Source organism: Rasiella rasia (genome assembly GCF_011044175.1).
GTDB classification, from domain to species: domain Bacteria; phylum Bacteroidota; class Bacteroidia; order Flavobacteriales; family Flavobacteriaceae; genus Marinirhabdus; species Marinirhabdus rasia.
The window spans coordinates 687,030-701,534 of record NZ_CP049057.1 but is presented as its reverse complement, the minus strand read 5'-3'; the positions used below and the strand labels follow the sequence as shown (position 1 = coordinate 701,534).

The following is a 14,505-nucleotide window of genomic DNA, read 5'->3' as shown; positions in this document are numbered from 1 at the left end:
CAATTAAATATGTGCGAACCGGTCGAAGTCCTTTTCCTTTTTTGTAATTTTCGGCTTCCATTAAGCATTCTTTTTATATGAATTTTTCAATTAAGAAATTTCTTCCGCATTTAATTGCCATTATACTATTTATTGTAGCCTCTTTAGTGTATTTCAGCCCAGTGTTACAAGGCAAGGTAATTTTCCAAAGTGATATTGCACAGTATACTGGAATGGCCAAACAGCAAAACGACTTTAGAAAGACTACAGGTGAAGAAACCTATTGGACAGACGCTGCATTTGGCGGAATGCCCACCTACCAATTAGGGGCTAAGTACCCAAACAACTACATTAAGAAACTCGATCTCACGTTGCGGTTTTTACCGCGTCCAGCAGATTATCTATTTCTCTATTTTATAGGTATGTACATTTTATTTCTTGTGCTGAAAGTTGACTATAAATTAGCGTTTTTAGGTGCCCTTGCTTTTGGATTCTCTACATATCTCATTATAATCTTAGGTGTAGGTCACAATGCAAAAGCTCATGCCATTGCGTATATGCCACTAGTTTTAAGTGGTATTATTCTAACATTTAGAGGCAAATATCTCTGGGGTTTTCTGCTAACTACTGTAGCAATGGGATTAGAGTTGGTAGCTAATCACTACCAAATGACGTACTATTTGTTAATGCTAGTAATCTGTATTGGTATTGCCTATCTCGTAGATGCCGTAAAAAAGAAATTACTTCCTCATTACTTTAAAGCTGTTGGTGTTATGCTAGTTGGGGTACTACTTGCTATTGGCCTAAATGCTACCAATATTCTTGCAACAAAGGAGTACGCCGATACTTCTACGCGTGGCGCAAGCGACCTAACTATTAATCCAGATGGCTCACCTAAGGTGCGTACATCGGGCTTAGACTACGATTATATTACAGAATACAGCTACGGAAAGTTAGAGAGCTTCAACTTGCTTATTCCACGTTTTATGGGTGGTGGTAGTAGCGAGCCTTTACCCGAAGATGGCGAAACAGTAGAGGCCTTAATTAAATTAGGCGCTTCACCGCAAGAAGCTAACCAAGTCTTACAGCAATTGCCTGTATATTGGGGAGATCAACCAATAGTGGCTGCACCAGCTTATGTGGGTGCCGTCATATTATTTTTAGCCATACTAGCACTTTTTCTAGTACGAGGACGATTAAAATGGTGGGCTACCGCTGGTTTGTTACTCAGCCTCTTTTTATCATGGGGAAAGAATTTAGATTGGCTTACTCAACTTTTTATAGATTATGTGCCTCTGTACGATAAGTTTAGGGCTGTGTCATCTATACAAGTCTTAATTGAGCTTATAATACCTGTATTAGCAGTGGTAGGTTTACATCAATTTTTTAATGAATTCACCAAAGAAGAAAAACGGAAAAAAGCCTTGCTCTATGCAACCAGTATTGTTGGTGGTGTTGTGGTGGTTTTTTTAGTGCTGAAATCGGCTATCCCCGGTTTCGATTTTGGAAGTCCGTACGACGCTGGTATTCGCGAGCAATTAGGTAACGAATTGGTGGAAGCTGTTCGGGCAGATCGGGCTTTACTCTTTGTAAAGGATGCAATTCGCTCACTACTGTTAATATTATTGACAGCAGGGGCTTTGTGGTTTTTTCTGAAAGACAAGCTAAAACAAACCGTAGCTATTGGAGTGCTAGTGGTGTTGCTATTAGTTGATTTGGTAGGAGTAGACAGACGCTATGTTAATAATGAAGATTTTGTTCAGAAACGTGTGATGGAACAACCGTTCCCGATGTCTGGAGCCGATGAAATGATCTTAAAAGATGAAGGTCACTTTAGAGTCTATGACGCAACTGCAAATGCATTCAACAGCGGTGCGGCTAGCTTTTATCACAATGCGTTAGGAGGGTATCATGCTGCTAAACCAAGGCGTATGAATGATATTGCAGATTTCTATTTGTATAATGGAGATGTGGGAATTATGAATATGCTCAATGTGAAGTATTTTATTGTTCAGAATAAAGGCGGCGGACCTGTAGCGCAAAGAAATCCGTATGTAAACGGTCCTGCTTGGTTTGTAGAAAATGTTCAGTTTGCAAATTCTGCAGACGAAGAGATTAAAATGCTTGATAGCTTAGACACTAAGAAAACCGTGATAGTTCATTCCGAATTTAAGGATCAGTTGCCACTAGAGAATGTAGTGAGAGATAGCACTGCGACTATAGATCTTGTATTTCATGAACCCAGCCATCTCACTTATGAAACAAGTACAAAAAGTGCACAATTTGCAGTCTTTTCAGAAATGTACTACAAAGATGGATGGAATGCCTATATAAATGACAACCCGGCTGAATATATTAGGGTGAATTATTTACTACGAGGCATGGTGATTCCTGAAGGAAATAATAAAATTGAGTTCAAGTTTGAACCAGCGGTAGTGAAAAAAGGAAGTATGATCTCTTTAGCCAGTAGTATCCTTGTGATACTAGCGATTTTAGGAGGTTTATTTTTCAGTTTCCGAAGTAAAAAGGAAGAAAACTCGTAATGAAACGAGTGCTCATCATAACATATTATTGGCCGCCAGCAGGAGGGCCAGGAGTACAGCGCTGGTTGTATTTTGTTAAATACTTTCGAGAATTTGGTATAACTCCGGTGGTGTACATTCCAGAGAATGCTCATTACCCGTTGCAGGATGATAGTTTTATAGCCGAAATCCCTAAAGAAATTGAAATTATTAGTCAGCCAGTGAAGGAGCCTTACCGGTTTGCAAAATGGTTTTCAAAAAAGAAAACTAAACAAATGAGTAGTGGTATTATAGCGAAGAAGCAGCTTTCTTTTACTGAAAAATTTTTACTTTTTGTTAGAGGAAACTTCTTTATTCCAGATGCAAGGGTTGGGTGGGTAAAGCCTTCGGTGAAATACCTTAAAAACTACCTGTCTCAAAACCCTGTAGAAGCAATGGTAACAACAGGGCCACCGCATAGCTTGCACTTAATAGGATTAAAACTGTCTAAGGAGCTAGGGCTACCATGGGTAACCGACTTTAGAGATCCGTGGACAACCATACACTATCATGAGTCGCTTCGATTAACTACAGCATCTCGGCGAAAGCATAAACGTTTAGAAACTCTTGTATTGCAGGAAGCTACTCACGTTACAGTAACAAGTCCGACGACTAAAAAAGAATTTGAAGCGCTTACCAAAACACCTATCACAATTGTAACTAATGGTTTTGAGGCAAAGGAGGTAATTACACCAAATTTAGATTCAAAATTTTCATTAGCACATGTAGGGTCTTTACTAAGTGAGCGAAATCCGTTGATTTTGTGGGAGGTGTTAAGTGAATTAGCCTCAGAAATTGAAGGATTTCGCGAGGCTACGGAAATTGTATTAGCGGGTGTAATAGGGCAGTCAATTTTAGACTCGCTTTCTGCATTTGGCCTTAGTGAGAATCTTCGGAATGTGGGGTATGTTTCGCATACAGAAGCGCTTCAACTTCAGCATAACGCACAGGTTTTGTTATTGATAGAAATTGACAGTCTAGAAACCAAGGCTATTCTACCAGGTAAATTATTTGAATATCTACGAGCTAAGCGACCAATTATAGCATTGGGTCCCGAGGGGAGCGATATAAAAGATATCATTGACCAAACGGGGCGAGGGCAGTTTTTTACACCTAACAACAAGAATCTGCTTAAAGAAGAGGTGTTGCACTTATACAGACGCTTTCAGAAGAAAGAATTAGAGGCCATTACAACAGATATTTCAAAATATACTAGGAAAAATCTTACCCAACATATGGCTACAATTTTGAAAGAACTATAAAAACGAAACCCCCGCATTTGCTAGAGCAAATAGCGAGGGTTTCTACTAACCAACCAAAAAATCTTATAAGCCTCTCCCTTTTCTAGGAGTAGTGCTACGTGAGCTACTTTTACTTCTTGAAGAAGAACTTCTAGCTTTAGAAGCATTAGAGCTTCTACTTGACGTTCTGCTTTTAGTCACTCTAGAGCTGCTCGTGTTTCGTGAGGCAGTGCTCTTCGTTTTATATCTATTACTACTTGTTTTCTTAGCAACAGTACGCTTGTTTGACGAAGGTCTACCTATTGTTGTATTTCCTCTAGAGGAAACGCGGTTAGACTTCTGAACAGTTCTACTCGAGTTATTTCCTGACGGACGTGATTTTATAACGTTTCCACGACTCGTGTTTGTACTTGGACGACTTTTTGTGTTAGAACCTACTCGATTTGAGGTAGACAAACTACGGTTAGTAGATGTACTTGGACGTCCTTTGTTTACAGTACCTCGACTCGTTTTATTCGTTAATTGACTGTCGGTACTTCTTCTGTTTTGAGTATACCCTCTGTTTGTTGTTACACCAGATCTTCCTCCATTTCTAGAAGTAGTAGCCATGGTATTTCTACGGTTTGGGTTGAAACTCTTATTTACAGCCGTTCTTCCATTTTTATAATGCACTCGGCTTCCTGGACGGTAAAAGTCTCTACGAGCGTTTCTGTAACCACTACGGTACCCATTTCTATAATACTGTCTGTGGTGTCCCCAGCTATATCTTACTGGTGCATAATACCTTCTATATGGGTAATCGTAAACAATGCAACTTGAAAATATTGGAGCAACGTAATATACATGCCATGGGCGGTATACGTAGTAACGGTTCCATGGACTAATAAACCCTGTGCAGTGGCTAAAATATCCGTAGTTATTGTAATGAACTACAAGACTACCAACATTAACAATACGTCTGTTATTATATCTAATTTCTACATCACCAGCCTGAACAATTCGTCCAAATTCGTCATAATAGATTGCAACGTCTTCAACTTGTATCACAGCACCATAATCATCGTACTGCACATACATTTCGTAATCGTATCCTGAGTTAAATGAAACGCTTACCCCAGGGGTGTTTACATTTACGTTAATATTATCGCCTCTATGGCCTCCAACATACACAAAGTCGAACTGACCATCTGGGAATACAGAAAACTCTACAGCACCTTCAGTAAAGATGTATCGCTTTCCGTCGTATCGGTTTAAAGTGGTTTCTTCACTCACGTTGTTGTTGGCAGAAGCCACACTTGTGATGAGAAACATGCTACAAAAGATTAAGATTAACTTTTTCATAATTTAGAAATTTAGGTTGTACTTGCTTTAACTATTTTTGGTCAGCACTTACGACTTTTATAAAACAACGACCGTGCCAAAAATGAAAAGTGTTGATTTTATTGGGGTTACGAGGGGTATAAATGTTGTTGAAGTTTAACACATTAAAAAAACCCGCAATTTCAAGATTGAAATAACGGGTTTTAACTAACCAACCAAAAAACTATATTGTCTTATTTTGTTCTAACTCTTCGACCGTTTTCATCATCATTGTATCGGTCATTATATACATACCAATCATCGTGCCAAAACTTTTCATTGAATTTGTTTACGTGACCTATCGTATTTCTAATAGCGCCAAAACGATTGTATACAAGTTTCATATTTCCAACATGCGTGAGCCTTCCTCTTTGGTACTGTAGTGAAACAGTCCCAACGGTTTTCACTTTACCATTTCGCTTATAGGTAATTCGCGTATTGTTAATTGAGCGAATATTTCCGAAGCGGTCCTTAACTATATGTAGACGATTGTTTCTACTCTTTAAATACCTACCGCGTCGTCTATCAATTTTATTTGGGTGTCTATACATGCTATACGAAGCACCATTTATTTTCTTAAATGTAAAAGTCCCGTTGCTAGCGATGGTATATAAAATACCTTGTTCAACAAATTGAACTTCTTTGCTAAAATTAAAACCAGCACGTTTAATAGGGGTGCGTTCTACACTAGTTTGGTGGTTTGCCATTGCCTGCGTAGCGGCTCCAACGAGGAACACTGCTACCATTAGAATTGCTTTCTTCATAACGAATGTATTTAGATGAACCGAAATTTAAGCGATTTCGGAATACGCTTGGTTGTTAAAAACCAAGAGCCATGCCAAAAAATTAGTAGTCTGATAATGAGTAGAGTAGTAGTGTTTTAAACCGATAGTTTCTCCAAAAGATATGGTGCTGTAATCGACTTTTTGCTCTTAGCCACCTCTTCTGGAGTCCCTTGAGCAATGATTTCTCCGCCCTTGGTTCCGCCTTCAAGTCCAAGATCTATAATATGGTCTGCACACTTAATAAGATCAAGATTGTGCTCAACCACAATTACGGTATGCCCGTTATCTAGCAGCGCATAAAATGAAGCTAATAGTTTTTTGATATCGTGGAAGTGAAGCCCCGTAGTAGGTTCATCGAAGATAAACATTGCCTTCTCTTTGGTATTACCTTTAATAAGGAACGAAGCAAGTTTGATACGTTGTGCTTCTCCGCCAGATAGGGTAGAAGAACTTTGTCCTAATTGCACATATCCAAGACCAACATCCTGCAGTGGTTGTAGCTTATTGGTGATACGCGTTTGTTCGTGTGTTTTAAAGAATGCAATCGCATCGTCTACGGTCATTCTTAAAACTTGATCTATGTTGATTTCGTTAAAAGTTACTTCTAGTATTTCTTTCTTAAAACGTTTTCCGTTGCAAGTGTCGCATTCTAAATGCACATCTGCCATAAATTGCATCTCAATAGTAACTTCTCCTTCGCCTTTGCAGGTTTCACAACGTCCTCCATCTACATTAAAACTGAAATGTTTTGCCTTATAGCCTCTTATATCACTTAGTTTTTGAGACGCAAACAGATTTCTAATATCGTCGTATGCCTTTATATAAGTTACGGGATTACTTCTGCTAGAGCGACCAATAGGATTTTGATCTATAAATTCTATGTTTTTAATACTGCTGAAACTTCCTTCGAGTTTGGTAAACTGTCCGGGCTTTTCACCAAAGCCACTTATTTCACGTTGTAACGCTGGGTACAAAATTTTCTTTACTAGGGTACTTTTTCCGCTACCCGAAACACCTGTAACTGCAGTGAACGCTCCTAAGGGAAACGTAGCGTCAATATTTTTTAAATTGTTTTGGCGTGCACCTTGAATTGTAACCTTGCTATTTGAGGTACGTCGTTTAGCTGGCACATCTATTTGAAGTGTACCATTAAGGTAACCCGCAGTTAAGGAGTCGCCTTTTAGAATATCGTTAAACGTACCTGTGTTTACAATTTCACCACCAAAGGTTCCTGCTTCCGGACCAATATCAATAATTTCATCTGCAGCTTTCATGATGTCTTCATCATGTTCTACGACAATTACTGTATTTCCTAAGTCACGAAGTGATTTTAAAACACCAATCAGGCGTTCAGTATCTTTTGGGTGTAAGCCAATACTTGGTTCGTCTAAGATGTACATAGAGCCTACCAAGCTACTACCCAACGAAGTGGCTAAATTAATTCGTTGGGATTCCCCACCTGAAAGTGTATTACTTTTTCGGTTAAGGGTAAGGTAGCTTAGGCCTACATCCATTAAGAATGAAAGACGGTTATTAATTTCAAGCAACAGCCTTTTGGCTATTTTCTGCTCGTATTTATCAAGTGTTAAGTTTTTAAAAAATAAGGCAAGCTCATCAAGGGGCTGTAATACCAAGTCTTGCAGTGAAGTATCATTTATTTTTACGTAGCTTGCTTCAGGACGTAATCGTTTACCATGACACGTACTACATTTGGTTTTTCCACGGTAACGCGAAAGCATTACACGATTCTGGATTTTATAGTTTTTAGATTCTAAATATGAAAAGAAACTATGCAGACCTTCAAAATGTTCATTGCCATCCCATACTAATTGCTGTTGCTCTGGGCTGAGTTCGAACCAGGGTTTATGAATCGGGAAATCGAATTTATACGCATTATTCACGAGCTGGTCTCTGTACCAACCCATGCTATCACCACGCCACGGAAAAATTGCATTGTCGTATACCGATAGTGCTGTATTTGGAATCACTAAATCTTCATCTACGCCAATCACATCGCCGTATCCTTCGCATGTAGGACAAGCACCATACGGATTATTAAAGCTAAACAAGTGCACGTTAGGTTCCATAAAGGTAATCCCGTCTGCTTCAAATCTATTATTAAATTCTTTTAGTGTGCCATCGTTTAAATTTTCGATGTATAGTTCGCCTTTACCTTCAAAAAAGGCCATTTCTATGGCATCTGCTAACCGATTGTAAAAATCTTCTTCATCTTTGGTAATAATTCGGTCTACGACTAGGAGGATATCTTGCGGCAGTGTTTTAGATAGTTCGTCTATTCGCACCACCTTAGTCCCTACCTTAACTCTAGCATATCCCTGTTGTGCTAGCGCTTGGATTTTATTCTCCATGCTACGGCCTTCTTCTAGATGAATAGGAGCGAGGAGGAGGAGTTTTTCCCCAACGGCATAACTTTTTATGTGGTTTATAACATCGGTAACGGTGTCTTTTTTGACTTCCAGACCAGAAACAGGTGAGAATGTTTTACCAATACGGGTGTAAAGCAGCTTTAAATAGTCATATATTTCAGTTGAAGTTCCAACGGTAGATCTGGTATTTGTTGTATTTACCTTTTGTTCGATAGCGATTGCTGGTGCAATTCCTTTAATAGAATCTACCTTAGGTTTGTCTAGTCTACCAAGAAACTGCCTTGCATAAGACGATAAGCTCTCAACGTATCTACGCTGGCCTTCTGCGTATAATGTATCAAATGCCAAACTTGATTTACCGCTACCAGACAGCCCAGTAATCACCACAAGTTTATTTCGTGGTATTGCTACTGAAATGTCCTTAAGGTTGTGCAATTTAGCACCCTGAATGACAATATTCTTTTTAGTATCTACGGCTTCGATTTTCAATAGATTTGCAAGGGTCTTTTATAGTCGTGCAAAGATACCAATACAACATCATTTTTTAGGTTTAATGGCTTTTTTTTATGAGGGGAATCGAAAATTTTATAAAAATATTTTAATTTGTTAAAACTTTAACAAAACGTGTTGGTTATTGGGTTTAAAGGAAGTCTTAAAAGGAAATTTCAACAAAAGTTTAAGAAAAAACTCACATTTTCTTTGCATATCATAAATCTTTGTTATTATATTTACGGCTCACAACGATATTAAATAAAATTATTGCCTATAGCATATCATTACTTTAAAATTTAAAATACCTAAACGACTTATCGACCAAAATACTAGTTGTTTATTATTTAAAAGTATTGATTATGAGAAAAAGCATAGCTACAGATGCCACTTTGGTTAGTGCGTACATGCAAGGCAATGAATCTGCACTTAGCGATTTAGTTACTCGCCACAAACAAAGAATTTACAGTTTCATTTACTCGAAGGTTTTCGATCGTGACGTTGCTGAAGATATTTTTCAAGACACTTTTATTAAAGTAATAAGAACCTTAAAAAGAGGAGCTTATAACGAGGAAGGTAAGTTTTTACCGTGGGTAATGCGAATTGCGCATAACTTGGTGATAGACTATTTCAGAAAGAATAATAGAATGCCGAAATTTGAAAATAATGACGATTTCAATATTTTTTCGGTATTATCTGACGGAAATTTGAATGCTGAGAAAACTATCATTAAAGAGCAAGTTGAAAGCGATGTTCGACGACTTATAGAAGAGTTGCCAGCAGATCAGAAAGAGGTGCTCATGATGCGTATGTACAAGGATATGAGCTTTAAAGAAATTAGCGAACAAACGGGTGTAAGTATAAATACTGCACTAGGTAGAATGCGCTATGCACTTATCAATTTGCGTAAAGTAATTGATAAACATAACATTATATTGACAAATTAGTACAATAAACATTTTGATAGGGCGTTATTAGGTAACATTAACCTCAAAAATTACGTTCTATGCAAAAAATGTACTCTGAAACGCCACGACCGGGACACGTGGAGAAAAATATGGTTCCTAAAGAAGAAACAATAAAATTTCTTCTGGATTATTCGAAGGCTTTAAGTGTTATAGATTATAATAAATTGAAGTTTGAAGCGCTTCTAAACTAAACTTTGGAAAACCCCGGAAACTCACCACTTCCGGGGTTTTTTTATGCCTTTTTTTGTCGTTTTTCTTTCTTTTTGTAATAGTCGTTTATCACGCTTTTCCTACCAATAGTTTTAGTGATAATGTCTTTTTCTAAATCCCAACCACGTGCTTGAGAATATTGTCTTCCATACCAAATAATTTGGAGATGTAATTCGTTCCAGATGGCCTCGGGAAATAATCTTTTTGCGTCTTTTTCGGTCTGAACTACATTTTTACCATTACTAAACCCCCAACGATACATAAGTCTATGAATATGTGTGTCTACTGGAAAAGCCGGAATACCAAAGGCTTGCGAGACTACCACGCTAGCTGTTTTATGGCCCACAGCGGGAAGTTCTTCTAGGGCTGCAATATTTTCTGGAACTTTGCCATCATATTTTTCAATAAGAATTTTTGAGAGTCCGTGAATACCTTTAGATTTCATCGGAGAGAGTCCTACGGGTTTAATAATCTCTCGAATTTCTTCTACGGAAAGTTTCACCATATCATAGGGGTTATCTGCAACTTCAAATAATAGCGGTGTAATTTTATTCACGCGTACATCGGTACTCTGAGCAGAAAGTAACACGGCTATAAGTAAGGTGTACGGATCTTTATGATCTAATGGAATTGGTATTTCAGGATAAATGTTTTTTAACGTACTAATAACAAAATCTACCTTTTCTTGTTTGGTCATTTTACCTACTTTTATGCAAAAATAAGGTATGAAAACATTACAAGTGGGCGATTCGGTCCCTAATTTCACAGTAAACGACGAAGCAGGTAATCCGATTTCACTTTCAGACTATAAGGGGAAAAAGTTGGTTGTCTTTTTCTATCCAAAAGCAAGTACCCCAGGCTGCACAGCAGAGGCGTGTAACCTTCGAGATAATTATAAGGTGTTGCAGGACAATGGCTACCATCTATTAGGTGTTAGTGCAGATAGTGAAAAGAGACAGACCAATTTTAAGAATAAATACGATTTTCCATTTCCATTGCTGGCAGATGAAAACAAAGAGGTGATTAATGCTTTTGGCGTCTGGGGATTAAAAAAGTTCATGGGAAGAGAATACGATGGTATTCATAGAAAAACTTTTATTGTAGATGAAAATGGAGTTGTAGCGCGCGTAATAGATAAAGTAAAAACAAAAGATCACGCGGCACAGATTCTTGAAGCTTAAATTGTTATTGCAGTACAAGAATTTTAGTGTTAACGGCTAATTTAAAAGTTTGATCTACTTAATTGTTATAGACTCTGTTAACTTTTGAAATTCAGTCTGGGATTCTAGATCATCAATTTGGCTAAAAGATTCAATAAAAAGTGATTTTCTACCTTTAATGAGTGCAGTCAACGTAAATTTTGTCTTAACTCCATTAAATAGTGCAATGAGCTCTTTTTCATAAGAATCAATACCATTAATAGTTTTTCTTTGAGTTTCTCTATGCTCTAGAATATCGATGCTTCTGTACAAGTAACTGTTATCGAACGCTACGTCGTAAACAAATTGTGGAGTAATACCATCTACTTCATATTCATTTTGATAAACGGAATATAATTCTGATGAACTTTCAGAAATCCTCCTTTTCTTTCCATGCTTAGTAAAAAAGAAAATACCCATTTTTTCGTTAGAAAATTGAAACAAGTTGTTAGTATCGTCAATACTAAACGTAGCTTTCCTTGAATTAAAAAGTGATTGGTTCATTTTATATTCAATAGAAAAAAATGAGGCTTTTATTTCGTCTACTATTTTTGGCTGATTTCTATCGAAGTGGGCAGTTACTAAAAACAATAAACTAGTATTACCAAACATAAGCTGTAAGCTTAGTTGGTCTTGCTTTTCTTGTAAAACTAGGGTGCCATCGTAAGTTCCTATTTTACATTTTTGAAGATCAAGAATTATCGCTTTGCTTTTCTCAAATAACTCTGGGGTCAATGTTTTTTCAAAATCATGATAGTTTCCTAAAATAAATTCGCGAAAAGTGATTGTGCTGGAACCATTTTCTAATCCGTCGAAGTCTTTTGACAATTCAAAAGAGGGTGGTTTTTGGATAAAGATTTTTGTTCCTGGGATATTAACTTTTGCCGTGTCGATGTTTGTCTGACTATGGCCAATAGTAGAACATATTAATAGTACAATTAGAAGTAACCTCATTGTAAATTATATGGATTATGCACTGCTAGTCAGTCACTGCAGATTTATTGCCTTGATTGCAACTAAACAAGTGCTTCTCTTTAATAATATTGCCTACACCAGATGGTAACATAGCTTCCCAACCACTTTCATTATTTTCAATCATAGAAAGTACTTCTCTAGAAAAGATATCTAAAATTTTATCATTAAAATCTTCGATGTCAACCACCTTACCATTGTATTTAAAGAATTTATATAATTCTTTCATACGTGGATGTACCTTGAGGTTCTCGCTCGTAGTATACTCTCCAGTTTCTGGATCGCGCATTGGGTATAAATACACTTTAAGGTCTTTAAAAAAGAGCTTTCCGAAGGCTTCGAGAATACCACCACTAAGATGACGGTAGTATTTCTCATCAAAGATATCAACCAAATTATTTACGCCCATGGCTAAGCCTAAGCGCATTTTGGTATACCTTGAGAAGTATTCAACCAGTTTGTAATATTCTTGAAAATTAGAAATCATAACGGTATGACCTAATGAGCAGAGTAGTCGTGCTCTATCCATAAAGTCTTCTTCGTCTATTTCTCCTTCTGCACGTAGATTGGATAAGGTAATTTCAAAAATTACTTCGGTGCGATCTTTTTCAACTCGATTCTCCTTTAAGAACATTTCATATGATTTCTCATACATATCTATATTCACTTTAGTTACGGGTCTAAAGCTGCCGCGTAAGGCTAAAATGTTCTTTTTGTATAAAATTCGAGCAGGCAAGATATTGTTTCCGTCTGGTCCAAACATAACGGCGTCTGTCATGCCATTCTTAATCAGCTGTAAGCTCATTAACCTGTTATCAACTTTTTCAAACTTAGGTCCTGAAAAGTTAATGGTGTCGATTTCAATTTTGTCTTTATCGATATGATCGTAGAGGTAGCGAAGTAGTTTTCGTGGTTGGTCAAATTTATAGTAAGCGCCATAAATTAAATTAACCCCTAAAATTCCTAATGTGATTTGTTGTGCTACTGCGTCATTTTCATGGAATCGTATGTGCAATATAATTTCGCTATAATCTTCTTCGGGTCTAGTTTGGTATCGAATACCTAACCAGCCATGCCCTTTATATTTCTTCGCAAAATCGATAGTCGCAACTGTATTGGCATATGCGAAGAAGAGTTTCTCTGGGTGCTTTTCACGTACAATTCGCTCTTCGATAAGCTCCATTTCATGATTCAGCATCTTTTTTAACCTAGATTCGGTTACATAGCGCTGATCTTCTTCAACCCCATAAATTGCGTCACTAAAATCTTTGTCGTACGCAGACATTGTTTTTGCAATGGTACCTGATGCACCACCGGCTCTAAAGAAATTTCGAACCGTTTCTTGACCCGCTCCAATTTCGGCAAATGTGCCGTAAATATTTTCATTCAGGTTTATGCGTAACGCTTTACTTCGTATGGAAGGGATATTTTCAAATTCTTTATCCCCCTTAATCATATCTGGCATACTATTATACGTTTTATATGTACACTAACAAAGGTAACGAATAGGTAAGGCAAACTAAAAAAAATACCATTATTTTTGTGCATATGAAATCAGCGCTTACCGTAACATTTTTAGGGACTGGGACCTCTCAAGGAATTCCTGTGATTGGAAGTAAACATCCCGTGTGCAGAAGTAACGATTTCAAAGATAAAAGATTGCGAGTTTCTGTATTACTTTCTTGGAACAACCATACTTACATCATTGATTGTGGTCCTGATTTTAGACAACAAATGCTACGAGAACAAGTTGAGGAAATTGACGGAATTTTACTTACACATGAACATAGTGACCATACGGCTGGCCTAGACGACATTAGACCGTTTTCTTTTCAGAAAGGACATGTTGCCTTTTATGCGCATGCACGTGTCTTCAATTCACTTCATCAGCGCTTTGCTTATATTTTTGAAACGGAGAATAAATATCCAGGAGCTCCTACAATTCAGGAAATAGAAGTGGATAAAACAACTTCTTTTTTTCTAGCTGAAAAGGAAGTAGTTCCGGTAGAAGCCTATCATGGTGCATTGCCAATACTTGGTTTTAAGATAGATGGGTTTACCTACCTAACGGATGTAAAAACAATGGATGATGCCGAAATTGAAAAAATAAAAAATACTGAGGTTCTAGTGCTTAATTGCCTGCGAAAAGAATCGCATCATTCACATTTAAACTTAGATGAAGCTTTGGCTTTAATTCAGCGAATACAGCCTAAAAAAACATATTTTACGCATATTAGTCACCTATTCGGGTTTCATGCTGAAATAGAAAAAGAATTACCAGAAAATGTTTACCTAGCATACGACGGACTGAAAATAGAAGTTATAAACTAAAGACTAAAGACTAAAGACTAAAGA

11 protein-coding genes are annotated in these 14,505 nt (G+C 37.3%); 5 read left to right on the top strand and 6 right to left on the bottom strand.

Annotation, left to right across the window (positions count from 1 at the left end):
- The first annotated feature begins 77 nt into the window (after positions 1 to 77).
- Both G5B37_RS03230 and G5B37_RS03225 read left to right on the top strand, forming a co-directional pair.
- The gene (locus G5B37_RS03230) at positions 78 to 2,522 is read left to right on the top strand and encodes a hypothetical protein (protein WP_164678639.1); all 2,445 of its coding nucleotides are present in this window, start codon (positions 78 to 80) and stop codon (positions 2,520 to 2,522) included.
- Entirely contained in the window at positions 2,522 to 3,802 is a 1,281-nt protein-coding gene (locus tag G5B37_RS03225; protein WP_164678638.1) for a glycosyltransferase family 4 protein, read from the top strand. Before G5B37_RS03230 ends, G5B37_RS03225 begins: the two co-directional genes overlap by 1 nt.
- A gap of 63 nt (positions 3,803 to 3,865) precedes the next feature.
- On the opposite strand, the gene G5B37_RS03220 is transcribed toward G5B37_RS03225, so the two are convergent.
- The 3 genes from G5B37_RS03220 to uvrA form a co-directional block, all read right to left on the bottom strand.
- Positions 3,866 to 5,122, bottom strand: coding sequence for a hypothetical protein (locus G5B37_RS03220; RefSeq protein ID WP_164678637.1), 1,257 nt, complete (start codon positions 5,120 to 5,122; stop codon positions 3,866 to 3,868).
- 212 nt (positions 5,123 to 5,334) lie between these two features.
- Positions 5,335 to 5,904, bottom strand: coding sequence for a hypothetical protein (locus tag G5B37_RS03215; protein WP_164678636.1), 570 nt, complete (start codon positions 5,902 to 5,904; stop codon positions 5,335 to 5,337).
- Between the two features lie 116 nt (positions 5,905 to 6,020).
- Positions 6,021 to 8,801, bottom strand: a complete 2,781-nt coding sequence (gene uvrA, locus G5B37_RS03210) for an excinuclease ABC subunit UvrA (RefSeq protein ID WP_164678635.1) — start codon at positions 8,799 to 8,801, stop codon at positions 6,021 to 6,023.
- A gap of 362 nt (positions 8,802 to 9,163) precedes the next feature.
- On the opposite strand from uvrA, the gene G5B37_RS03205 reads away from it, so the two are divergent.
- Entirely contained in the window at positions 9,164 to 9,748 is a 585-nt protein-coding gene (locus G5B37_RS03205; protein WP_164678634.1) for an RNA polymerase sigma factor, read from the top strand.
- 253 nt (positions 9,749 to 10,001) lie between these two features.
- On the opposite strand, the gene G5B37_RS03200 is transcribed toward G5B37_RS03205, so the two are convergent.
- Positions 10,002 to 10,676, bottom strand: coding sequence for an endonuclease III domain-containing protein (locus G5B37_RS03200; RefSeq protein WP_164678633.1), 675 nt, complete (start codon positions 10,674 to 10,676; stop codon positions 10,002 to 10,004).
- Between the two features lie 28 nt (positions 10,677 to 10,704).
- On the opposite strand from G5B37_RS03200, the gene bcp reads away from it, so the two are divergent.
- Entirely contained in the window at positions 10,705 to 11,160 is a 456-nt protein-coding gene (gene bcp, locus G5B37_RS03195) for a thioredoxin-dependent thiol peroxidase (protein ID WP_164678632.1), read from the top strand.
- 54 nt (positions 11,161 to 11,214) lie between these two features.
- On the opposite strand, the gene G5B37_RS03190 is transcribed toward bcp, so the two are convergent.
- Together G5B37_RS03190 and G5B37_RS03185 are read right to left on the bottom strand one after the other, a co-directional pair.
- Positions 11,215 to 12,132, bottom strand: coding sequence for a hypothetical protein (locus G5B37_RS03190; RefSeq protein WP_164678631.1), 918 nt, complete (start codon positions 12,130 to 12,132; stop codon positions 11,215 to 11,217).
- A gap of 25 nt (positions 12,133 to 12,157) precedes the next feature.
- Positions 12,158 to 13,615, bottom strand: coding sequence for a TonB-dependent receptor (locus G5B37_RS03185; RefSeq protein ID WP_164678630.1), 1,458 nt, complete (start codon positions 13,613 to 13,615; stop codon positions 12,158 to 12,160).
- Positions 13,616 to 13,698: 83 nt separating this feature from the next.
- Between G5B37_RS03185 and G5B37_RS03180 the strand changes: the two genes are divergently transcribed.
- On the top strand, positions 13,699 to 14,481 hold the full coding sequence (locus tag G5B37_RS03180; protein WP_164678629.1) for an MBL fold metallo-hydrolase: 783 nt from the start codon (positions 13,699 to 13,701) through the stop codon (positions 14,479 to 14,481).
- Positions 14,482 to 14,505 lie beyond the last annotated feature (24 nt).